General features: G+C 60.7%; 16 protein-coding genes and 1 pseudogene. 9 read left to right on the top strand and 8 right to left on the bottom strand.

Annotation, left to right across the window (positions count from 1 at the left end; translation table 11 throughout):
* Positions 1 to 23 precede the first annotated feature (23 nt).
* Together glpX and recJ are read left to right on the top strand one after the other, a co-directional pair.
* A complete protein-coding gene (gene glpX / locus JCM25146_RS11460; protein ID WP_025828071.1) occupies positions 24 to 1,022 on the top strand; it encodes a class II fructose-bisphosphatase in 999 nt (332 codons plus the stop codon).
* A gap of 18 nt (positions 1,023 to 1,040) precedes the next feature.
* Positions 1,041 to 2,876, top strand: coding sequence for a single-stranded-DNA-specific exonuclease RecJ (gene recJ / locus JCM25146_RS11455; RefSeq protein WP_025828069.1), 1,836 nt, complete (start codon positions 1,041 to 1,043; stop codon positions 2,874 to 2,876).
* 118 nt (positions 2,877 to 2,994) lie between these two features.
* Here recJ and rpoH read toward each other — a convergent pair whose 3' ends face one another.
* Both rpoH and JCM25146_RS11445 read right to left on the bottom strand, forming a co-directional pair.
* Positions 2,995 to 3,879, bottom strand: a complete 885-nt coding sequence (gene rpoH / locus JCM25146_RS11450) for an RNA polymerase sigma factor RpoH (protein ID WP_035372540.1) — start codon at positions 3,877 to 3,879, stop codon at positions 2,995 to 2,997.
* 319 nt (positions 3,880 to 4,198) lie between these two features.
* Positions 4,199 to 5,140, bottom strand: a complete 942-nt coding sequence (locus JCM25146_RS11445) for an RluA family pseudouridine synthase (RefSeq protein WP_035372542.1) — start codon at positions 5,138 to 5,140, stop codon at positions 4,199 to 4,201.
* Positions 5,141 to 5,388: 248 nt separating this feature from the next.
* Between JCM25146_RS11445 and JCM25146_RS19055 the strand changes: the two genes are divergently transcribed.
* Entirely contained in the window at positions 5,389 to 6,444 is a 1,056-nt protein-coding gene (locus JCM25146_RS19055; RefSeq protein WP_035372538.1) for a FecCD family ABC transporter permease, read from the top strand.
* The gene (locus JCM25146_RS11435; RefSeq protein ID WP_025828064.1) at positions 6,441 to 7,235 is read left to right on the top strand and encodes an ABC transporter ATP-binding protein; all 795 of its coding nucleotides are present in this window, start codon (positions 6,441 to 6,443) and stop codon (positions 7,233 to 7,235) included. The genes JCM25146_RS19055 and JCM25146_RS11435 overlap by 4 nt, the downstream gene beginning before the upstream one ends.
* Positions 7,236 to 7,242: 7 nt before the next feature.
* On the opposite strand, the gene JCM25146_RS11430 is transcribed toward JCM25146_RS11435, so the two are convergent.
* Positions 7,243 to 8,721, bottom strand: a complete 1,479-nt coding sequence (locus JCM25146_RS11430) for a protein adenylyltransferase SelO (RefSeq protein WP_025828062.1) — start codon at positions 8,719 to 8,721, stop codon at positions 7,243 to 7,245.
* Positions 8,722 to 8,983: 262 nt separating this feature from the next.
* On the opposite strand from JCM25146_RS11430, the gene JCM25146_RS11425 reads away from it, so the two are divergent.
* From JCM25146_RS11425 to JCM25146_RS11410, 4 genes are all read left to right on the top strand, one after another.
* Positions 8,984 to 10,087 carry a branched-chain amino acid aminotransferase gene (locus tag JCM25146_RS11425; protein ID WP_025828060.1) on the top strand — a complete coding sequence of 368 codons (1,104 nt, stop codon included), beginning with the start codon at positions 8,984 to 8,986 and terminating at the stop codon, positions 10,085 to 10,087.
* A gap of 167 nt (positions 10,088 to 10,254) precedes the next feature.
* A complete protein-coding gene (gene polA, locus JCM25146_RS11420; RefSeq protein WP_025828058.1) occupies positions 10,255 to 13,062 on the top strand; it encodes a DNA polymerase I in 2,808 nt (935 codons plus the stop codon).
* A 3-nt stretch (positions 13,063 to 13,065) separates the two neighbouring features.
* Complete coding sequence (locus tag JCM25146_RS11415) at positions 13,066 to 13,689, top strand: SCO family protein (protein WP_025828056.1); 624 nt, start codon at positions 13,066 to 13,068, stop codon at positions 13,687 to 13,689.
* A 58-nt stretch (positions 13,690 to 13,747) separates the two neighbouring features.
* A complete protein-coding gene (locus tag JCM25146_RS11410; RefSeq protein ID WP_025828054.1) occupies positions 13,748 to 14,512 on the top strand; it encodes a lysophospholipid acyltransferase family protein in 765 nt (254 codons plus the stop codon).
* Positions 14,513 to 14,541: 29 nt separating this feature from the next.
* Here JCM25146_RS11410 and ppk2 read toward each other — a convergent pair whose 3' ends face one another.
* The 3 genes from ppk2 to JCM25146_RS11395 all read right to left on the bottom strand — a co-directional run bounded on the left by ppk2 (position 14,542) and on the right by JCM25146_RS11395 (position 17,871).
* Positions 14,542 to 15,459, bottom strand: a complete 918-nt coding sequence (gene ppk2 / locus JCM25146_RS11405) for a polyphosphate kinase 2 (protein ID WP_025828052.1) — start codon at positions 15,457 to 15,459, stop codon at positions 14,542 to 14,544.
* 71 nt (positions 15,460 to 15,530) lie between these two features.
* Positions 15,531 to 17,144 (bottom strand): inorganic phosphate transporter, encoded by a 1,614-nt coding sequence (locus JCM25146_RS11400; protein ID WP_025828050.1) that lies wholly within the window; start codon positions 17,142 to 17,144, stop codon positions 15,531 to 15,533.
* 145 nt (positions 17,145 to 17,289) lie between these two features.
* Positions 17,290 to 17,871 carry an LOG family protein gene (locus JCM25146_RS11395; protein WP_025828048.1) on the bottom strand — a complete coding sequence of 194 codons (582 nt, stop codon included), beginning with the start codon at positions 17,869 to 17,871 and terminating at the stop codon, positions 17,290 to 17,292.
* A 285-nt stretch (positions 17,872 to 18,156) separates the two neighbouring features.
* Here JCM25146_RS11395 and JCM25146_RS11390 point away from each other — a divergent pair, with 285 nt between their 5' ends.
* A complete protein-coding gene (locus JCM25146_RS11390) occupies positions 18,157 to 19,452 on the top strand; it encodes a dicarboxylate/amino acid:cation symporter (RefSeq protein ID WP_025828046.1) in 1,296 nt (431 codons plus the stop codon).
* A gap of 75 nt (positions 19,453 to 19,527) precedes the next feature.
* Here JCM25146_RS11390 and JCM25146_RS19050 read toward each other — a convergent pair.
* Together JCM25146_RS19050 and JCM25146_RS11380 are read right to left on the bottom strand one after the other, a co-directional pair.
* Positions 19,528 to 20,900: pseudogene (locus JCM25146_RS19050) on the bottom strand (8-oxoguanine deaminase).
* Between the two features lie 46 nt (positions 20,901 to 20,946).
* Positions 20,947 to 23,370 carry a TonB-dependent receptor gene (locus JCM25146_RS11380; RefSeq protein WP_025828045.1) on the bottom strand — a complete coding sequence of 808 codons (2,424 nt, stop codon included), beginning with the start codon at positions 23,368 to 23,370 and terminating at the stop codon, positions 20,947 to 20,949.
* Positions 23,371 to 23,802: the final 432 nt, after the last annotated feature.

The following is a 23,802-nucleotide window of genomic DNA, read 5'->3' as shown; positions in this document are numbered from 1 at the left end:
GCAATTAAGGATCCCGCTTTCTCATGTCTGATTCCATTGGCCCCTCCCCTTTTGTTGTTTCCGACCGCAATCTGGCTCTTGAGCTGGTACGCGTAACCGAAGCAGCGGCCCTGGCCTCTGCCCGCTGGACGGGCCGTGGCCGCAAGAACGATGCAGATGGCGCTGCGGTGGAAGCCATGCGCATTGCCTTTGACACCGTGGCCATTGACGGCACCGTGGTCATTGGTGAGGGCGAAATGGACGAAGCGCCCATGCTCTATATTGGTGAAAAAGTGGGCTCCGGCGGCCCCGCCATGGACATTGCCGTGGACCCGCTCGAAGGCACCAACCTGTGCGCCAAGGACATGCCAAACGCCATTACCGTGGTAGCACTGGCCGAACGCGGCAATTTTTTGCACGCACCGGACGTGTACATGGACAAGATTGTGGTTGGCCCCAACCTGCCCGCAGGCGTTGTGGACCTTGAAAACACAATTGAAACCAACCTGAAGAACCTTGCCAAGGCCCGTGGCAAAAGTGTGCAGGACCTCCTGCTCTGCACACTCGACCGCGAACGGCACGAGGAAATGATCGCCCGCGCCCGCGCCGCAGGTGCGCGCGTACGCCTGCTGAGCGATGGTGACGTAGCAGGCGGCATTGCCGCCTGCCTGGACAGCAGTCAGGTTGATATTTACGTAGGCTCCGGCGGCGCGCCTGAAGGGGTGCTGACGGCTGCTGCCGTACGCTGCGTAGAAGGCCAGATGCAGGGCCGCCTGCTGTTCGAGGACGACGCACAGCGTGCGCGCGCACAGAAGATGAACCCCGGCAAAAACCCCGACCGCAAGCTGGACCTGCACGACATGGCCGCAGGCTCCGTGCTGTTCTCCGCAACAGGCGTGACCACAGGTGCGCTACTGCGCGGCGTGCGGCAGTACCCGCATCAGGCCGTCACGCACTCGCTGGTCATGCGCTCCAAGTCCGGGACCTCCCGCTTTATCGAGGGGCACCACAACTTCAAAACCAAAACATGGACGCCCCAATAACAGGCGTTTTTTAACCCCATGCTCCCCACCGCCACACCGCCGGATGCGCAAACACCCAGCCCCGTCCCAACCCCCGCTGTGCTCAATGTGGAGCACAGCGTAAACGGGCGGCGCTGGTCATGGCGGGAGGGAGCAGATAGCCCCGCGACCAACCGGCTGGGGGCCGCACTAGCCCAGCAGCTTGGCATACCCGAAATTGTAGGCCGTCTGCTGGCCATGCGCGGGGTCAGCCCCGAGCATGCTCCCCATTTTCTGGCGCCATCGCTCCGTGCGCTTATGCCCGACCCCTCCTGCCTGACCGATATGGACAAGGCCGCTGCCCGTATGGCGCAGGCCGTACAGGCGGGGGAAACTATAGGTGTTTTTGGTGACTATGACGTGGACGGAGCCTGCGCCAGTGCCGTGCTGGCCGCTTTTTTTGAGCAGCTCGGCTGTTCTGTTCTAACCCATATTCCCGACCGCATGACCGAGGGCTACGGCCCCAACCTGCCCGCACTCGAGGCTCTGGTGGCACAAGGGGCCACACTGCTGGTCTGCGTGGACTGTGGCACGGCATCGGCCCCCATTCTCAACCAGTTGGCAGGCAAGGCCGACGTGGTGGTGCTGGACCACCATAAGTCCGAGGATGCGCTGCCCGACATTCTGGCAACCGTAAACCCCAACAGGGTGGACTGCACCTCCGGGCTTGGGCATATCTGCGCTGCGGCACTGAGCTTTCTGGCAACCGTGGCCACCAGACGCACCTTGCGCCAGAACGGCTTTTTTACCGCCGAACACCCCCAGCCTGACCTGCGCCCCCTGCTGGACCTTGTGGCACTGGCCACGGTGTGTGACGTCATGCCCTTACAGGGGGTCAACCGCCTGTTTGTGGCTGAGGGGCTTAAAATCATGGCGGCGCGCCAGCGCGTGGGCATTGCCGCCCTGCTGGAAGTTGCAGGGGTAAGCAAGGCGCCGGATGCGTTTTCGTGCGGGTTTGCGCTGGGGCCACGCATTAACGCCGGTGGCCGCATAGCCGAAGCCGCCCTTGGCCTGCGCCTGCTCCGCTGCCCCGATGTGCATGACGCAAAGCAGATGGCCGAGCGGCTGGATGCGGTCAACCGCCGCAGGCAGGACGTGGAGGCCGATATTCTGGACCGCGCCATGGAACAGGCCGCAGAACAGAGGGACGCTGGCCACGGCGTTATTCTGCTGGCCGGGCAGGACTGGCACCCCGGTGTTGTCGGCATTGTGGCCGGGCGCATAAAAGAACGCTTTAACCGCCCCGCTCTTGTTGGCGCACAGCAGGAGGACGGCAGCATAAAAGGCTCCGGTCGCTCGGTACCCGGGCTGGACCTTGGCACCGTCATTATTGCCGCACGTCAGGCAGGTATGCTCAAGACCGGGGGCGGGCACGCCATGGCGGCCGGGTTCTCGCTGGATGCTGGCAGGCTGGCCGAGTTCCACACCTTTCTCAACACCCGCCTGCCACAAGCTGCCGCGTTGCCCCCTACCGTGGACCTGACCATAGATGCGGTTGTGGCAGTCAGTGGCGCTACAGCGGAACTGGCGGGGGATATGGCTGCCCTTGCACCCTTTGGCGCGGGCAACCCTGAACCGCTGATTGCCCTGCCCAATGCCACTATCGTACGGACAGACCGCATCGGGCGTGATGGCAACACCCTGCGGGTGCTGATCCGCGCCAGCAATGGCAGCAGACTCAAGGCCCTTTTATTCAAAGCGGAAGGGAACCCTCTGGCACAGGTGCTGGAGGACGCAACGCGCCCTTCCCTCCATCTGGCGGGGTACCTGCGGGCGGAAAGCTGGAACGGGCGCACGGACGCCACATTTTTTGTGCAGGACGTCGCCCACGCCTGACCCCACAACCCTGTGGGCAAAGTGCTGCAAGCACCGACCTATCGGCTTCATAACCACTGGATAACGGTTACAGCACGGAAGCGCCGCTCCGGCCCCTTGCAGCACACACCGGGGGAACTTAGTCCCCCGATGTGGCACCACGGCGGGCCGCGACTTCCTTCTTCATCGCTTCCTGCACTTTTTCAAACGCCCGCACTTCAATCTGGCGTACCCGCTCGCGGGATATGCCGTAGTCGTGGGCCAGCTCTTCCAGCGTTGCCGGGTCATCTTTGAGCCTGCGTTCGAAAAAAATACGACGTTCACGCTCGTTCAGCGTCTCAAGCGCTGTGGTCAGCAGGGCTTTGCGGCCCGACATTTCCTCGTTCTCGGCGTAAACTTCTTCCTGATTGACCTGATCGTCCACCAGACGGTCCTGCCACTCGCTCTCCTGATCAGCCTTGAGCGGCGCGTTCAGGCTATGGTCGGGGGCAGCCATGCGGCGGTTCATGTCCACCACATCCTGCTCGGACACACCAAGGGTTGTGGCGATCTTGTTGACCTGTTCGGGTTTGAGGTCCCCGTCATCAATCGCCTGCATCTGCCCCTTGAGGCGGCGCAGGTTGAAGAACAGCTTTTTCTGGGCGGCAGTAGTGCCCATTTTGACCAGCGACCAGCTATGCAGGATGTATTCCTGAATGGCGGCCCGAATCCACCACATGGCATAGGTTGCCAGACGGAAGCCTTTTTCGGGGTCGAAGCGGCGCACGGCCTGCATCATACCCACGTTGCCTTCGCTGATCAGTTCGTTAATTGGCAGGCCGTAGCCCCGGTACCCCATGGCAATCTTGGCAACCAGCCGCAGGTGGGAGGTGACCAGCCGGTGGGCGGCCTTGACGTCCCCCTTGTCGCGCCATTTGCGCGAGAGGGAGAGCTCCTCTTCCGGCGTAAGCAGGGGGTATTTACGAATTTCCTGAAGGTACCTTGAAAGATTGCCTTCAGGCCCAACATCAATGACGGAGGCCATGATTTGAGTACTCCTTCCTGAGCTGGAAACTCCCACGGGTGCGTTTGGTTCCTGTCCCGTCAACAGGCGCACCCAACAAGTAACGGCAAGTTCCAGTACCCGATGGAAAACAGTGGCAGCCCCAGCACCTGCCCTCTGCATGAGCAACAGACACCAAAGACTCCTTCCGCCGTACGGTACACAAAGCGGTATGAAGCAAGAGGGTGCGCCCGAAAAATGCACCCTGTCAAGAAAACAGCTACGCATGGTAGCAAAACCGCCACAGTTAGTGGACCTGTGCGGTCCTCTTTAAACGGGACTCGGGGGCTGTATCACCCGCTTACGAGTCGCTGAGGCTTTGTTCCAACTCATGCATGTCGGGCGGCATTGGGGTTTCAAACAGCAGTTTTTCCCCTGTTCTGGGGTGGGTAAAGCCCAGCCGCGCCGCATGGAGTGCCTGACGGGGGAAGTCCAGCCCCGCCCCCCGTGCCGCAGGAGACAGGCCACGGGCCGCCGCAGGCACGCGCCGCAAGTAGAGCGGGTCCCCCATGAGCGGGTGAGCATTGGCCGAAAAATGCACACGGATCTGGTGCGTGCGCCCGGTAGCCAGCTTGCAGGCGACGAGTGCTGCCGATGCGCTGAACACCTTGAGCGTGCGGTAGTGGGTTAGCGCCCATTTGCCACCATGCGTCACCAGCGCCATGCGTTTGCGGTCGCGCTTGTCACGGCCTATCGCGCCTTCATAATCCCCTTCTGCCGGGGTAGGCACACCCCAGCAGAACGCCAGATAGGCACGGTCTATACGGCGGGCGGCAAAATCCTCGGAGAGGGCGAGATGCGCCTTTTCCGTCTTGGCCACCACCATCACGCCCGATGTATCCTTATCCAGCCGGTGCACAATGCCGGGGCGGCGCTCACCCCCAATGCCCTGCAGGCTGTCCCCGCAATGGGCGATCAGCCCGTTGACCAGTGTGCCGGTCTCGTTCCCCGGTGCGGGGTGGACCACCAGACCAGCTGGTTTGTCCAGCACGATCAGGTCGTCATCCTCGTACAGGATGGCAAACTCCATGGACTCGCCCTGCGGGGTGGCCGGAGCTGCTGCAGGGAGGTCCAGCACCACCACCATACCGGGCTTGACCGGCATGGCGGGCTCACGCAGCACCACACCATTGCACAGCAGATGCCCGCCCTCGATCAACCCCTTGATGCGTGAGCGCGAGGGCGCTCCGGGGCAGGTGGACAGGAACCTGTCTACCCGCTCGCCCGCCTGCTGCGCGTCCACGGTAAAAGCAAGGGTGGTGCCGTGGGTGGGGGCAAAACCGGGTTTGGCCCCGCCCTGTGCTGGAACTGTCTGTGCCAAAGCCCGTCTGTCTCACTCACGTTGCTGGGGTGGATGGGTGCGCGTACAAAGCCCGCTCACGCCCCCTGCGTCAAGCCGGGAGAGCCACAGGGGGAGCGCCGCAGCATTTTGGCCCGGTGGGGACCAAGCCCCCTTGCCCTGCGCTATATAGCGCGGGATAGTGTGCGCCCATGCAGCACCACCCCAACGCCACAATTGTACAGACCTACCGCACCACCATGCGCCGCCACAGCCTTGTGCTTGCAGGGCTTGTGGCAGCACTGGCCTTGTCCGTGCTGGTGGATTGCGCGGTGGGGCCTGCCGCACTCTCCCCCGCCACGCTGCTGCACGCCATACTCGCCCCCTCCGGCGTGGAGGAGCAGACCCGCCTGATCGTATGGCAGATCCGCCTGCCCTATGCGCTTATGGCCGCATGTGTAGGTGCCGCACTGGGGCTGGCCGGGGCGGAAATGCAGACCATTCTGGCCAACCCGCTGGCCAGCCCGTTTACGCTGGGCCTGTCTGCCGCAGGGGCATTTGGCGCATCGCTTGCTATTGTTCTGGGCTGGCACATCAGCCACGTACCCGACATGTGGCTGACAGCGGGGAGCGCGTTTGTCTGTTCGGCACTTTCCGTCTGGCTGCTGGACATACTGGTGCGGCTGCGCCGGGGTGGAACAGGTACGGTCATTCTGTGCGGCGTTGCACTTGTATTTTCGTTTCAGGCGCTGGTGGCACTCATGCAGTTTGTGGCGAGCGAGGACGCACTGCAAAATCTGGTGTTCTGGACCCTTGGCAGCCTGACGCGCGCCACATGGGGCACACTGGCCCTGCTGGCAGGAACACTGGGGTGTGTTTTTCCGTTTTCCATGCGCGCGGCATGGCCGCTGACCACACTGCGCATGGGCGAGGACAGAGCCGCAAGCCTTGGGGTGGACGTGCAGCACCTGCGCCGCATGTGCCTGCTACGCATAAGCCTGCTATGTGCGTTAGCGGTCGCCTTTGTTGGCGTTATTGGCTTTATCGGGCTGGTAGCCCCCCATATTGCCCGCCGCATGGTGGGGGAGGACCACCGCTTTTACCTGCCTGCCAGCATGCTGAGCGGGGCGTTTATTCTCTCCCTCTCCGCCCTTGTGGCGCGGCTTCTGGTGCCGGGGGTGGTGGTACCAACCGGCATTGTCACGGCACTGGTGGGCATACCGTTCTTTCTGGCCATTGTTCTGCGCCGCAGGGGAGATACGCCATGACCCATACCCCGCCACAGGGGCTATACGTCCGCGCGCTGGGGGTGCGTTATGGCCGCAGGCCGGTGCTGGAGCATGTGGATGCAGGGCCATTCCCCCACGGAGCGGTAAGCGCCGTGCTTGGCCCCAATGGCAGCGGCAAGTCCACCCTGCTGCGCGCCATGGGCGGGCTGCTCCGCGCTACCGGCACCGTCCTGCTGGACGGGGTGGACCTGACCCCGCTGCCATTGGCCCAGCGCACGCAGCACTGCCTGTACCTGCCGCAGGCCCTGCCCGAACCCGTGCGCCTGAGCGTGCTGGACGCCATGCTGGCGGCACGCCATGCCACAGGACGACAAAATGATGCGGACACAACCAAAGACATAGACGCCGCCATGGCCTGCCTGCACGACGTAGGCATTGCCCACCTTGCCACACGGAGCCTGCATGAACTCTCTGGCGGGCAACGCCAGCTTGCGGGGCTTGCGCAGGCTCTTGGCCGCAAACCGCGCGCCCTGCTGCTGGACGAGCCACTCAGCGCGCTTGACCCCTACTACCAGCAGACCATCATGGCCCTGCTCCGGCGCGAGACGGCACAGCGCGGGCTGGTCACCATTATGGTGCTGCATGACCTGAACATGGCACTCAACCAGTGCGATCTGGCCTGCCTTTTGCACGGCGGGCGTATTCTGGCCAGCGGGGAGCCTGCGCATGTGCTGACCCCGGAGCACCTGCGCACCGTGTACCGTATTGCAGCACGGGTGGATGAGGGGGCCAACGGGCAACGCTTCATCAGCACCACGGGCGTGGTGTAAGCCGCCCTTACGTGCCGCAATAGGTGTAGGGGACAACTTCCTCCGCACATGGGGGCACTGCGTACCGCTCCATGCCCGGCTGCTCCACATAGGGGGTGGCCAGCAGATGCAGCATCTCATGGAACATTGTGTAGTCCCGCTCCTGCACAGCGGCCTCTATCATGGCCTCCACCTTATGGTTACGGGGAATATAGCACGGGTTGACCTGCCGCATGCCCTGCGCACGGGCCGCCCAGTCCACACCACCGGCGCTGGCCACACGCGCCCGCCATGCCTCCAGCCATGGGGCCAGCCCCGCTGCCATACCGGCAGGCAGACCCACAGGAGCCTGCTGCCCCGACAGCACCCCGACGTGGCTGAACGCGCGGAAGCTGTTGGTCATGTCCGCCCCGTGATCGGCCATCTGGTCCAGCAGGGTTTTGAACAGGGCTTCATCCTCGTCCTGTTCGCCCACAAGCCCCAGCTTGGCCCGCATGCCCGCAAAATAGACCGCATGAAAACGCGGATGGAACTCTGCCAGAGCCTGCTGGGCAAGCTCTATGGCCTGTGTGTCCTCCTCCGCCAGCAAAGGCAGCAGGGCCTCGGCAAAACGGGTCAGGTTCCATAACGCCATGGTGGGCTGGTTGGTGTAGGCATAGCGTCCGCGCTTATCAATAAAACTGAACACGGTGGCGGGGTTATACACATCCATAAAGGCGCAGGGGCCGTAGTCTATGGTCTCGCCCGAGATGGCCATGTTGTCCGTATTCATCACGCCATGGATAAAGCCAACCAGCATCCATTGTGCCACCAGCGCAGCCTGCGCTGCCACAACCGCCTGAAGGAGCACCACATAAGGTCGCTCGGCCTGTGCGGCCTGCGGGTAGAGCCGGGCAATGGTAAAATCAGCCAGAGCACGCAGGCCTGCCTCGTCCTGCGTTGCGGCAAAAAACTGGAATGTGCCAACCCGCACATGGCTGCGGGCAACGCGGGCCACTATGGCGCCGGGCAATGGTGTTTCACGGTAAACATGCTCCCCCGTCTCCACCGCGGCCAGCGCGCGGGTGGTGGGAAGACCAAGGGCTGCCATGCTCTCGCTCAGCAGGTATTCACGCAGGACGGGGCCAAGGGCTGCCCGCCCATCCCCCCTGCGTGAATACGGCGTGGGGCCGGCCCCTTTGAGCTGGATTTCATGCACAAGACCCTGCCGGTCGGTCACATCCCCCAAAAGCAGGGCGCGGCCATCCCCCAACTGGGGGGAGAAATGGCCAAACTGGTGCCCCGCATACACGGTGGCCAGCGGGTCCATGCCCGGTGGCATCTGGTTGCCTGCCAGCATGGCCAGCCCCTGCGGGCCAGCCAGCCACGCTGCGTCCAGCCCCAGTGCGTCGGCCAGCGGCCTGTTCAGCACGATCAGCCGGGGGGCAGCCACCTGTGTAGGCTGTGTGCGGGTATAAAAACGCGCAGGCAGCGCTGCGTAACCCTGCCGTATGGAGGAATGGGGCATTGGAACACCACCTTGCAAAAAACCAGACCAGCACGGCACAGCCGCCAAGCCCTGCCACAGCCGCACAACACACACGAACGCACCACATGCGCACACGTTTGCACCTATCTGGCACAGACACGGCGGACATGATAGGAAAGAGCCCGACCGGGCGACCGGCAGGCTGCGTTGCCGCGCACCTGAAACAACAGAACAAAACCGTATATCGGAGCAACCAGGCCTCTGGTCCCCATACCAGCGCCGCGGAAGACGCGAGAGCACCATGACCACCGTATCTGACAACATCGCCTTCAAGATCACCCGCAAAACGGATGGCACCCCTGCCGCCGAGCGCGAAAGCCTGGTAGCCAACCCCGGCTTTGGCCGCGCGTTTACCGATCATATGGCCGTTGTCACCTACACCGAAGGCCGGGGCTGGCACTCGGCTGAAATTCTGCCCCGTCAGCCGCTCATGCTCGACCCTGCGGCCTCCGTGCTGCACTACGCGCAGGAAATTTTTGAAGGCATGAAGGCCTACCGCACCCCCAACGGGGCTGTGCAGCTCTTCCGCCCCGAAGCCAATGCCCGCCGGTTCCAAAAATCCGCCGAGCGCATGGCCATGGCGCAACTGCCCGAAGACCTGTTCCTGGAAGCCGTGACCCAACTGGTCACAATCGACCGCGACTGGGTGCCCGCACCCGAGGTGGGCACGCTCTACATCCGCCCGTTCATGATCGCGACGGAAGCAGCCCTTGGGGTCAAACCTGCCTCCGAGTTCAAGTTCATTGTCATTGCCTGTGCTGCGGGGGAATATTTCTCCAAGGATGCTGGCCCCGTTTCCGTGTGGGTGGAAACAGATACCGTGCGCGCCTCCCGCGGGGGGACTGGCACAGCCAAATGTGGGGGCAACTACGCCGCCAGCCTGACCGCACAGATGGAGGGCAAGGAGCACGGCTGCCAGCAGGTGCTGTTCCTTGACGCGGAAGAACGCCGCTGGCTTGAAGAAATGGGCGGCATGAACGTGATGATGGTGTTTGAAGATGGCACCCTGCTCACCCCCCCTCTGGCGGGTGGCACCATTCTGCATGGCATTACGCGTGACAGCCTGCTGACTCTGGCGCGCGATGCGGGGATGACCGTAAAAGAAGAACGCTACGCGCTCGACCAGCTTTTTGCCGATGCCAAATCGGGTAAGCTGCGTGAAGTGTTTGCCTGCGGCACGGCTGCCGTTGTCTCCCCCATTGGTGCGTTCAAAAGCAAGACCGATAGCTGCACCATCAACAACAACACGGTGGGAGACGTTACCGCCAGGCTGCGCCAGACCCTGTGCGACATCCAGTTCGGCCGCACAGCCGACCCGCATGACTGGATCCGCACGGTGGCGTAAGCCCCGGCCCCCAGACTACCCTGCACGCACCCCGGCCCCAGGCCGGGGTGTTTTTATGTAAAACCCGCCACCACGGCAGACATGCTGGACAGAGCGCTCCAAGCGGCATATCCCAAAACCATGTTTGCTTTCCTGTCCGCCCTTTCTTGCACACGGTTCCCCCAGCCATGACAGACACACCGCATCTGGTTCTTGTGGATGGCAGCGGCTTTATTTTCCGCGCTTTTCATGCCCTCCCCCCCATGACCAGCCCCGAAGGTGCCGGTCAATGCGTGTATGGCTTTACCAACATGCTCGCCCGCCTGCTGCGCGACCATGTGGGTACGCATCTGGCCGTGCTGTTTGATGCCAGCCGCCAGACCTTCCGCTCCGATATCTACCCCCAGTACAAGGCCCACCGCCCGGAACCACCCGAGGACCTGCGCCCCCAGTTCGGCCTGATCCGCGATGCCACACAGGCTTTTAACGTCCCGGGCATAGAACTACCGGGCTGGGAGGCAGACGACCTGATCGCCTCTTACGCAGTTGCCGTACGCAAGATGGGGGGGACATGCACCATCATCTCCTCAGACAAGGACCTGATGCAGCTTGTAGGTCAGGGCGTGTGCATGCTCGACCCCATCAAGCAAACCCCCATCGGCCCGACGGAAGTGGAAGCCAAGTTTGGTGTACCGCCCGAAAAAGTGGTGGATGTGCAGGCCCTTATGGGCGACCCGACGGATAACGTCCCCGGTGTACCCGGCATTGGCCCCAAAACTGCCTCGGCCCTGATTAACGAATTCGGCACGCTGGAAGACGTGCTCAGCGCCGCCCCGGAGATGAAAAAATCCAAAAAGCGGGATATGCTGATCGAGCACGCACAGGCGGCCCGCCTCTCGCTCCAGCTGGTCACGCTGGCAACGGATGTGCCCCTGCCCGTGCCGGTAGCCGACCTGATTACGCGGGAGCCGGACAAGCTGGTACTGGCCGACTGGCTGGACAGTATGGGCTTCCGCTCCGTGCTGACGCGCATGGGCATGGGCAGCACCTCTGGCGCACACGCGCACCGCGCAGCCCGTGCCTCCGCCCATGCCAGCGCAAACGGGCAGGATACCCCCGCACAAGCTGCGTCAGCCCCATCCACCGGCCCTGCCAACCTGCTGAGCGCACCCTATACGGAGTACGAGACCGTACGCACGGCTGAAGCCCTGCAAAAATGGGTCAGCGCCGCACAGGAAGCCGGACTATGCGCCGTGGACACGGAAACAGATGGGCTGGACCCGCTGTCCGCCACCATGCTGGGGTTCTCCCTTGCTACCGCCCCCGGCAAGGCCTGCTACGTCCCCCTACGGCATGAGGGCACACTGGAAGCCCCGACCGGCGAACAGCTTGCCCCCGACCGGGCACTGGACCTGCTGCGCCCCCTGCTGGAGGATGACAGCGTTCTCAAGGTCTTCCAGAACGCCAAGTTCGACCTGCTGGTGCTGGACCATGCGGGCATAGACCACGCCAGCATCGGCCCTGTGGATGACACGATGCTGATCTCCTACAGCCAGTCAGCCGGGCTGCATGGGCAGGGTATGGACGAGCTTTCGGCCCAGCACCTCAACCACACGCCCATACCCTACGACGCCATGACTGGCACAGGCCGCAACCGCATACCCTTTGCGCAGGTTCCCGTAGAAAAAGCCACCACCTACGCCGCCGAGGATGCGGACGTCACCCTGCGCCTGTGGCATGTGCTGCACCCCACCTTGCGCACAAACCACGCACAGGCCCTGTACGAGCAGATGGAGCGCCCGCTGGTGCAGGTGCTCGCTGCCATGGAAAAATCTGGCATTGCCGTGGACCGCGCGGAGCTGACCCGCCTGTCCGCCGATTTTGAAACCCGCATGAAAAACATGGAACAGGGCATTTATGCTGCTGCGGGCAGGGAGTTCAACATTGCCTCTCCCCGTCAGCTAGGCGAAATCCTGTTTGATGAGATGGGGCTCAAAGGCGGTAAGCGCGGCAAGGCAGGCGCATGGAGCACGGATTCCTCCGTGTTGCAGGATCTGGCCGATCAGGGCCATGACCTGCCGGTGCGTGTGCTGGAATGGCGCCAGCTTGCCAAGCTCAAGTCCACCTACACCGATGCCCTGCTCAAGCAGACCAGCAAGGAGAGCAGGGTCCATACATCATTCCAGATGGCCATCACCACCACGGGCCGCCTGTCCTCCTCCGACCCGAACCTGCAGAACATTCCTGTCCGCACGGAGGAAGGGACGCGCATCCGTCAGGCTTTTGTGGCCCCTGCGGGGCGCAAGCTCATTTCGGCCGACTATTCGCAGATTGAATTGCGGCTGCTGGCCGATGTGGCCAACATCCCGACCCTGCGCGAGGCGTTTGAACTGGGGCAGGACATTCACGCCCGCACGGCCTCCGAGGTGTTCAACATCCCGCTTGAAGGCATGGACGCCCTGACCCGCCGCCGCGCCAAGGCCATTAACTTTGGCATTATCTACGGTATTTCCGCCTTTGGGCTGGGCAAGCAGCTTGGCATTCCCGCAGGGGAGGCCAAAAGCTACATTGATGCGTATTTTGCCCGCTACCCCGGCATCCGGGATTATATGGAGCGGATCAAGGCGGAAGCACGCGCCAATGGCTATGTCCTGACCCCCTTTGGCAGACGCTGCTACGTACCCGGCATTCACGAAAAAAGTGCATTACGCCGACAGTATGCGGAGCGGCAGGCCATTAACGCCCCCTTACAGGGCGGGGCTGCGGATATTATCAAACGCGCCATGGTGCACCTGCCCGCAGCCCTTACCGCCGCAGGGCTGGACAGTGCGCGCATGCTTTTGCAAGTCCATGACGAACTGCTGTTTGAGGTGGACGACGCACAGGCTCAGGCCGTGGCGGAAAAAGCAAAAAGCATTATGGAGGCGGCAGCGCAGCTCAGCGTGCCGCTGGTGGTCGAAACAGGTATAGCCCAGACTTGGGCGGAGGCACATTAACCCATGACACCAGCAGGAAAGCGCGCCGTTCTGATTGGCGCTGGCATTCTGGCCCTTGCCGGGGCTGGCAGCTTTGTAGCCACCAATCTGGCACTCAAACACAGCATCAGCCTGAACTCCTACGGTAACCCCGTTGGCGGGTCCTTCCGCCTGATGGATGCCACCACAGGCACCATGACGGACAAGAGCTTTGCTGGTCAGTGGATGCTGGTTCTGTTCGGCGCCACCCATTGCGGGGATGATGCATGCGCACCTGCCCTGCGCACCATGTCCGCCGCCATGGATGAGGTTGACCCGGGCAAGCGCAAAATGGTCATTATTTTTGTAAGCCTCGACCCTGACCGTGATGACGCCGAGCGCCTGCGCCAGTATGGCGAGCAGATAAGCCCCCGTGTGGTCGCGGGCACGGCCGCCCCCTTTGCACTGGCCGACCTTGCAAAAGAATACCATGCGCCGGTGGAAAAAATGACCGACCCTGAGTGGGACTACGCCATGCGCATGTCCCCGCAGTTTGTGGTCATGGACCCGCAGACCCGCTACCGTGGCACCATAGCCGCCAACGCCGACCAGCCCACAATGACAGCCAACCTGCGCCAGATCATGGCGGGCGACAAACCCAACCCCTGACAGGCGTTTATACCCTGACCACCCGTTCTGTGTTCCAGCAGGTCTGTTGCGTGCCGCCATGCCGTTGCTTCAATCCATAAGCGCTCCCGTGCGTTTTTATACTTCCCTGCTGGTGACAGGCGGCGTTTTTGCAGCGCTGGACGCGGGTACCTGCGTGCTGCGCCTGAGCATGCCAGAAGGGCCACGGCGCAGGCGCATGGCCCGGCGCTGGCTGTGCACCATGGCCAGACTGGCCGTGGGCTACCTGCACCGGGCTGGCATACTGGACTGCGACATGGCGGCTCTTACCACCATTGCCCAGCGCCGGAACCTTGTGCTGGTTGCCAACCATCCCTCCCGGCTGGACTGCCTTATTCTGGCCTCCGCCCTGCCCCACATGGTGTGCGTTACCAAGGCATCCATCTGGGAACGCGGGGTGCTGGGCAGCACATTACGCACCGCAGGTTATGTGCGGCATGACAGCCTGCTCAAGATTATTGGCCCTGCCTCCCAGTCCTTGCGGGAGGACTGCCAGCTTCTGCTGTTCCCCGAAGGAACACGCTCACGCGCAGGCGCGCAGGCAGGGCCAATACAGCCCGGTTTTGCCGCCATCGCCCAGCGTATGCGTGCTGATGTGCAGGTTGTGCTGATAGAAACACAATCCCCCTATCTGTCGCAGGGGTGGCCGTTTTTGCGGCGCCCGCCCCTGCCCATGCGCTACCGCATAACACTGGGACCGGACTTTTGCGCCCCCTCGCGGGACGAGGCCAGCGGGCGCGCCCTGATGAACGCTGTTGAGCGCTGTTTTCAAAAAAAACCTCCCCGCAGGACGGGGAGGACTTAAAGAACACCTGATCTGTTTTTTAAACAGATTTAGTATATTTCAGGAACAATCATGTTCTCTGGCGTGGACTGGCGCTCGTAGTCCGGGTGGTACACACGTGGGGGCAGAGCCACCTCGGGGTGTTCCACGGGCTGGTAAGGCACCTGTGCAAGCAGATGGCTGATGCAGTTCAGCCGTGCCCGTTTTTTGTCCACAGCCTGCACAACCCACCACGGCACTTCAGGAATACTGGAACGTTCCAGCATGGTTTCCTTCGCCTTGGTGTAAAGTTCCCAGCGGCGGCGGCTCTCCAGGTCCATCGGGCTGAGCTTCCACTGCTTGAGCGGGTCTTCAATCCGGGCACGGAAGCGGGCTTCCTGCTCATCATCAGTGATGGAGAACCAGTATTTGACAACCTGAATACCGCTACGCACCAGCATGCGCTCGAACTCAGGCACGGAACGGAAGAATTCTTCATACTCCTCATCGGAGCAGAACCCCATGACCCGCTCCACACCGGCACGGTTGTACCAGCTCCGGTCAAACAGAACGATCTCGCCCGCAGCGGGAAGCTGGGCGACATAGCGCTGGAAGTACCACTGTGTTTTTTCGCGGTCAGTCGGGGCTGGCAGTGCCGCCACGCGGCAGATGCGCGGGTTAAGGCGCTGGGTAATGCGCTTGATCGCGCCCCCCTTGCCTGCGGCATCGCGCCCTTCAAACAGCACAACCAGCCGGTGGCCGGTGGCTTTTACCCAGTCCTGCAAACGCACCAGCTCGCCTTGCAGGCGCACCAGTTCGCTAAAATAGGTATGGCGGAAGCTGCGATCGGATGGTGAAGATTCACCGCCCAACCCCTCCTCCTGCAATTCGAGTTCGATCTCTTCATCCAGATCGTCAATAATTTCCTGCCGCATCCGCTCGCGTTCACGCTCGGCCGCTGTCAGGCTGTTCGCATTGGCATCAGACATGATCTTGCCTTCGCAGTTTGGAAGAAAAACAGGCTCTGGCATGGCGTATTCCCCATACCAGAGCAGATGTTTTAGAAAATGTGGCGGAACACCACATACAGCACGCCGCTAATCAGCATGGCGGCAGGCAGGGTGGTAATCCATGCCATGCCCATGGCGCGCAGTGTGCCCCACTGCAACCCGCCGCCACCGGCGGCCATGGTGCCAGCAACACCGCTGGAGAGGATATGCGTGGTGGAAACCGGCAGGCCATACCCTTCGGCCAGACCAATGGTGCCCATGGCAACAAACTCAGCCGAAGCACCCTGAGCATAGGTCAGGTGGCTTTTGCCGATTTTTTCGCCCACGGTCACAACAATACGCTTCCAGCCCACCATGGTGCCAAGGCCCAGAGCCAGTGCGACGGCAATTTTAACCCACACGGGAATAAAACGCGTGCCTGCGTTAAGCTGCTTCATAAACTGGGCAAGCTGGCCATCTTCCGTTTTGGTAAAGGCGGCGGATTTGCCCATGTTGTGAATGGCTTCCGCCACCAGATACATGTCGGTACGCACGTTAGGCACGGTTGCTGCCGGAATTTCGTGCAAGGAGTGGTAACCCCCCACAGCCTGCGCAATGTCAGCCGACAGAACGGACAGGGCACCATACACTTCCGGGCGGTCAACAGATTTGACGCGCAGCGCATCGGTCACCTGAGCGCGGGCCTGCTCAGCCGTGGGCTGCTGGAGCATGGGCTGGGCATGGCTCTCAAACACATGGGAGGCCTGCTGTGCGGTTTCCACAAAGCCGGGCATCATGCTGTCTGGCATGGCGCGGTTCAGGGCGTAGGCAGTCGGGGCGGCACCGATCAGGATCAGCATGATCAGGCCCATGCCCTTCTGCCCGTCGTTGCTGCCGTGGAAGAAGGATACACCCGTGCAGGTGCCAATCAGCAGGCTGCGGATCCACAGCGGAGGAGGCGCATCCCCCTCTGGCGCACGATAAAGAGCGGCATTGCGCACCACAACACGCAGGACCATAAACAGACCCGCCGCAAGGATAAAGCCACACAGGGGGCTGAACAGCAGGGCAGAGAAAACCTTTTTAACCTGCGTCCAGTCCACGCCATACAGCGCACTCCCCGAGGGAGACATAAGCTGGTTTGCAAACCCCACACCCAGAATGGAGCCAACCAGCGCGTGGGACGAACTGTTGGGAATACCAAGTGCCCATGTTGCCAGGTTCCACACAATGGCGGACAGCAGCAGGGCAAAGATCATGGCATGGCCAGCGCCACTGCCAACCTGAAGGATAAGCTCCACCGGCAGCAGCGTAACAACACTATACGCCACAGCGCCGGAGGAGGTGAGAACCCCAAGCAGGTTCCACATACCAGACCACACCACTGCCACCAGCGGGGGCAGGCTGTTGGTATAGATAACGGTTGCGACCGCGTTGGCGGTGTCATGAAAACCGTTTACGAATTCGAAGCCCAGAGCAATAAGCAACGCCAGAGCCAGCAAGGCAAAGGCCCCGGTTGCTATGCCACTGGTGCCAACAGCGTGCAGGTCTGCCAGCACGCTGTAACCAACAAACGCCAGAGCTGCTGCAATCACTCCCAAAAAGAACATGCGGAAAGCCTGATGCTCCCCTTTACGCATATTCGGACGCCCTCCAACCGGAGGACTCAGCATTGTATCTGACATAAAAACACCCTGCGCAGAAAAAGATTGGCGCAGGATAAAGCTTTTTTTAACAAAAGTTCCGTTAAGATATTATGAAAGAAAAATCCGTTTTACATCAGATTATTACCATCAATACCCATCAATCTGATGCATTACTGCAACAAACCTAACGTTCACTCTGCGTAATCCATTTTGTTTCCTGCGGAGGGTGCCACGTGGCCAGCCCGTCCAGCAGGGTGGCGGGTGTACTGGCCACCTGTAACATGTCCCTGTGCACCGATTTGAGGAAGCCCTCCTCCACCACATGGTCCAAAAACAGGCCCAACGTACTGTAAAAACCGTTCACATTCAGCACCCCGCACGGTTTGGCGTGGTTGCCAAGCTGGGTCCATGTCCAGACCTCAAACAGTTCCTCCAGCGTGCCAATACCTCCGGGCAGCGCGACAAAAGCATCGGACAGGTCTGCCATAAGCGCCTTACGCTCATGCATGGAACCCACAATACGCAGGTCTTCCAGCCCATTATGCGCAACCTCGCGCGCCACCAGTGCTTGTGGGATAACACCCGTAACCTGCCCGCCAGCAGCCAGAACCGCATTGGCCACCGCCCCCATAAGCCCGACCGAGGCACCACCATAAACCAGTCCTATACCCCGCTGGGCCATAAGCTGGCCAAGCTGCCCGGCCGCATGCAGGTAGGCACTCCCCCGCCCCGGACTTGACCCACAGAACACACAGATCCGACGCACGGCACTCCCTCTCCATACCACTCTGGCGGGCCGTGCAACCCATGCCCAGCATAGCCCGCAACACGCCCAAACCCCCTGCCCAGCACAGACGCATGCGGCAGGAACTCACAACTTTGTTGTTTTTTTCATACCCCCCCTTACGGGGGCAACCCTTTCCAAACCGCAACAAGAGGGAGTAGCCTACCGCGCACATGCACAAAGGTGCTTGATATAACACAATAAGTTTTCGCCAACGCCCATCATGGACGCCAAGACAAGAACAATAAAAACAGAAAGATAAACAGCGTGCTTCCCTCTACAGCCCCCCTTTCCAGTTCACACCAGCGGTTCCTCTATCTTCAGGTTCTCGCAGCCGTTGCCGCGGGCATTCTTGTGGGTGCCCTGTTCCCCTCTGTTGCAACACTGCTCAAACCGTTGGGGGACGGGTTTGTCAAACTGATTAAAATGGTCATTGCACCGGTTATTTTTCTAACCGTCAGCACTGGCATTGCAGGCATGGCGGACCTGAAGCAGACAGGACGCGTGGCAGGCAAGGCCATGCTGTATTTTCTGTGCTTTTCCACGCTTGCGCTTGCTGTGGGTATGGTGGTCGCCAATATCGTGCGCCCCGGTGCAGGCATGCACATCCACCCGCAAAGTCTGGACAGCGCTTCGGTCGAGCAGTTTGTGCAGGCAGCACATGGCCATTCCTTTACCGACTTCCTGCTCCAGATCATCCCTTCCACCACAGCAGGGGCCTTTACCTCGGGCGAGATTTTACAGGTTCTGCTGGTCGCCATTCTGTTTGGCATCAGCATGGCGCAGATGGGTCAGGCGGGGGAGAGCGTGCTCAACCTGTTCCGCAGTCTGACGGAAATGGTGTTCGGCGTTGTGCGGCTGGTCATGTATCTGGCCCCTGTTGGTGCTTTTGGCGCCATGGCATTTACCGTGGGCAAGTTTGGCCTTGGCTCCATTGTGCATCTGCTTGGGCTGGTGCTGACCTTTTATTTTACTGCCGGTCTGTTTGTGCTGGTTATTCTGGGAGTTGTGGCCCGTCTGGCAGGGTTCAGCATTCTGCGGCTTCTAATGTTCATCAAGGAGGAACTGCTGATTGTACTGGGCACCAGCTCGTCCGAGTCCGCACTACCCGGGCTTATCAGCAAGCTGGAGCAAGCCGGGTGCAAGCCCGGTATTGTGGGGCTGGTAGTACCCATGGGCTATTCCTTCAACCTTGATGGCACCAATATCTACATGACCCTTGCCGCCCTGTTTATTGCTCAGGCAACAGATGTGCATCTGGGCTTTGGCGAGCAGCTCGCCCTGCTGCTTGTGGCCATGGTCAGCTCCAAGGGGGCAGCCGGTGTGACGGGGGCCGGGTTTATTACTCTGGCTGCAACCCTGTCTGTTGTGCCGAGTGTGCCTGTGGGCGGTATGGCGCTTATACTGGGTATTGACCGCTTTATGTCCGAGTGCCGCTCCCTGACCAACCTTGTGGGCAACGCCGTGGCAACCATTGTGGTCGCACGGTGGGAAAACGCGCTGGATATGGAGCAACTCCACAAAACCCTGCACCCTTCGGCAGCAGACACACCACAGGCCTGACCTCCGCGCGCCCAACCAACCCCTTCCTTTGAGCCTCAAATGGAAGGGGAGATGGGGGTTTTTAGCGCCCCGTTGTCAGGCCCCTGCACACAGGCGGGCGGCAAGCGCATTATGCCGGCCTACCAGCTCATGCAGGTCAAGCCTGGAAAAATATCCGTCCTGCACAAGAATATTGCCGTTGACCATGCTCATGGACACCTGCGTAGGTGAGCAGAACACAAGGGCTGCCACCGGGTCTGTCTGTGCGCCTGCATGGGCAAGGCCGCGCACGTCAAACGCCACAATATCCGCCGCCATACCCACCGCAAGCTGGCCTATATCATCGCGCCCCAGCACGGCGGCACCACCGCGCGTGGCAAGGGCCAGAGCATCGCGCGCGCTCATCATACCCGGTGTTTGCGGGGTTTCTGGCAGCAGGCGGGAGAGCAGCATGGCCTGCCGTGTTTCTCCCAGCATACTGGCACCATCATTGGAGGCGGAGCCATCGACCCCCAGCCCCACGCGTATGCCAGAGGCCTGCATCTGCCGCACTGGCGCAATACCCGAGGCCAGCCGCATGTTGGAGCACGGGCAGTGGGCGACCCCAGTGTGGGTGCGCCCAAAGCGGGCCATACCATCCGCATCCAGCTTGACGCAGTGCGCATGCCATACATCGGCCCCAAGCCAGTCCAGACCTTCGGCATATTCTGCCGGTGTCTGGCCAAAACGCTCGCGGCTGTAGCTGACATCATGGTCATTTTCTGCCAGATGCGTATGGAGCATGGTGCCGGTCGCGCGCGCCAGTGCCGCCATGTTGCGCATGAGTTCCCGGCTGACTGAAAAAGGCGAGCACGGAGCCCCCGCCACCCGCAACATGGCGAGTGGTTCGGGGTCGTGGTACATCTCGATCAGCCGTTGCGTGTCTTTTAGAATGTCAGCCTCGCGCTCCACCAGTGCATCGGGGGGCAGGCCGCCCTTGCTCTCGCCCACGCTCATGGCCCCACGGCAGGCATGGAAGCGCATGCCCATGGCAAAGGCCGCCTCGATCTGGTCGTCCAGCCTGCACCCGTTGGGAAAAATGTAGAGATGGTCACTGGTTGTGGTGCAGCCCGAAAGCAGCAGCTCCGCCATGGCTGTACGGGTGGACACCTGCACCATTTCTGGCGTTAGCCTGCCCAGATCGGATACAATGTTTTAAGCCAGCCAAATAACGAGGCATCCTGCGCTTGCGGAACAGCCCGTGTGAGCGACTGGTACATGTGGTGGTGGGTATTGACCATGCCCGGCAACACAACATGGCCTTGCAGGTCTATAACGTGCTCGGCCCCCGGCGGAGGAGCATCTGCCCCACCACCGAGTGCCACAATCTGCCGCCCCTCTACCAGAACCCATCCATTTTCCAGTTCGGTGCGTGCATCATCCATACACACAAGTCTGGTTATGTTCGTAAGCAGGGTGCGGCGTGGCATGCAAACTCCTGTAACACCCGGCAAGCCGGGTGCTGTTGTCGTAAACTCAGAAAGACGTGGACACGGAACCTACCATGGTAAAGCGCGGCTCCACCATAAAGGAGTTGCCATACCCTGCAGCCGCAGCGCTGCTCCCGCTCCACACTGGATTCGTGTTCAGGTCGCTGCCACGATACACCGCACCCATGGCACCCGTGCGGACAATGGAGCCCGTCAGATTGGTAAAGTTGAGCTTGAACGTAGGCGATTTGAGGAAGCTAAACGGCTTGAAGTGATACCCCAGAGAGAGCGTATTGGTCACATAGCCCGGAATACGCTGGTCATTGGCAATGGAGACGGACTGCGGCCCGGTATAATGCACGGCACCGTTGGCAAAAAACCCTTTATAAGTATAGGTCAGACCAAAGTTGGCCATAACGCGGGGCGCCATAATGGCCTGCGTGCCCTTGGAATGGATCAACGTATTATCGTACGGGTCTTTGACATCGCTGTCCTGCGTAGCATGCAGATACTCAATGGATGCATAGGGGCTGAACCCGTGGATGGACGTGCCCGCAACCATAAGGTCAAACCCACGCATGGTCTGGTTGCCAATGGACATGGGGCTGAACTGGTTCATGCCCATATACTGGTCCACAATGCGGTTTGTCACATTGTAGTTGAACAGGGACATGTCCACCATGACGTATTTGTTGTGGTAGCGGTAACCCAGTTCTTCCTTGATAGAATACTGGTTTTTCAGCATTGGGCCACTGGCACTCATCCACCCCATATCGGTCGCACTGGGCTGGCGGTAATCACCTTCGGCGTTCACGTAAATCTGGTTGTTGTCATTGATCTGGTAGCTGATGGACAACTGCGGCAGCGGCTCGGTCGTGTTTGAGCCAGAGCTATTGCCCGAAATCAGGTTCCGGTTATTGCCGCTCCAACCCTTGTTCCACGCATTGGACATGACAAACTTGAAGCCCGCGTTAATAACCAGACGGTTGTCCAGATAACGCGCCTGATCCTGAATAAACAGGGAGTGCAGCTCGTACCCTGCGGTCTGGCCATACATGGGCGTATTGACCTGATACTGGGCCCAGTTGGGGCTGGCGGCAGCACCGTTGGCCATGGTCAGGCTCTGGGGGTAAGCCTGAATGGTCTGGTTGTTTTCATACCAGTATCCAAAGCTGACGTGGTTGTGCCGGTCAATGTCATACCCCAGCTTGGCCACAACCCCGACCTGACGGGCTTCGTTTTCCAAAAAGAAGTTGGTCAGATTGCCAGATTGCAGCGTGTTGCCACCGGAGCTTGCTGTAACCGTTGTATTGGTCGCCGGGTTTGTTGTGCCGATAACACCGCCTGGAGACGCATCCCAACCCTGCCCGAAGCTGAAATAGGGCTGGATGTCGAATGTCAGCTTTTTAGGCAGAACAATATGCACTGGTGCGGTCAGGAAAATCTGGTTCCAGTGGTCGTTATTATTCTTCCAGTAGTTGACGTTCCCCGGATTGGCAGAACGGCCATAGCCGTTGCCTGTGTGCTTGTAGTTATAAAACTGCGCTGCGGTCGGGTAGTTGTCGATAACAAAGTCTTCGGAGTTCCAGGACAGGAACAGATGGGCGTTGGACCCGTTCTCCCAGTCCTTGCGCACGCCAAAGTCAATGTGTTTGCGCTGGTTGGTGCCAGCCCCCATCCAGCTCCGGTCATGCGTGTTGGAGAAGGAGAAGTAGCTCTTGATCCCGGTTTTGCCGATCTCGCCCGATTCCAAACGAATGAACTCGCGTGAGAGGTTGTTGGTCCCGTAAGAGAAATCGACCATTCCCCCCATTTTGCTCGACGGCAGATGGGTGCGCGAGTTCAGAACCCCGCCCGCAGCAGACATGGTCGGCAGGTCGCGTGATGCACTGCCGGGGGTTACGCTCACTTCGTCCAGATTTTCCGAATCAATGTCTTCGGTCATGTATTTGGCCGCAGCCGCAGGTGCGCCATCCACCATAAGCCCCATGTCCAGATCAGTCAGCCCGCGTGACTGAATAGCCCCCCCCTGCATGCCCGATGCATCGGGGGTCATCACGTTCAGGCTCGGCAGGTTCTTGACCAGATCCAGCGGAGTGGAGGTGGGGCTGCGCATGTTGATGTAGTCTTTGGTGACGGTCTGCACAGCGTGGGGTGCCACTTCCAGACGCATCATACCACCACCACCGGAGCGGGCAGTGCGGTTGGAGGCGACCGAAATTTCTTCCGCGCGGGAAGACTGGAGCGAACTATTCCGCGCTTTGGCAGTTTTACCCGCCTTGGCCGGACCATGCCCTACCTTGCCCGCCACTGGCGCACTCTGGCTGGCAGCGGCATGCGCCTGCCCTACCTCTGCACCACCTGCACAAAGACCAGCAACACTGGCCAGACAGGTCAGGGTGGCAAGGCGCTGCCGGTATGTCAGCACGGAACCGACAGGGCGACGCACGAAAAAAAATCGGGAAGGCATGGCGTAGTCTCCCAAAAACAGAAGCAAAAACAGGATGAAGCGGCAAAAGGCGTTATTCGCGGTCGGCCCCCTTTGGTCAACATGCCTGAGCGGGGGGATGGATTTAGAACACTGCCCAAAACGATACGATTCCGATATATAATTACGAGTTCCCTTTCTCACAAAATAAAAAAAGCACTTTCTCATTGCTTTTTTCAGCACAGGGGCCGCACTCAATTTTGCAACGCGAAATTGCTTTTTTTGCTTTTGGGAGAACGGGACAAACCCGTCTATAATTGCCTGAGCAGACCAGCCACTTTGGCAAACCCTACCCGGCCCACCACACCAAGGACGAAAAAAAATCTCCCCCGATCCCGCCCTCCCCCCAACGGCCTGCCAGAGGCCGCCACAGTGGTCTCCCGCCCGGTCAGCCGGTGTGACCATCTGGGCATG

The organism is Acetobacter okinawensis JCM 25146 (assembly GCF_000613865.1).
Taxonomy (GTDB): domain Bacteria; phylum Pseudomonadota; class Alphaproteobacteria; order Acetobacterales; family Acetobacteraceae; genus Acetobacter; species Acetobacter okinawensis.
This window is presented reverse-complemented; position numbering and strand designations above follow the sequence as displayed.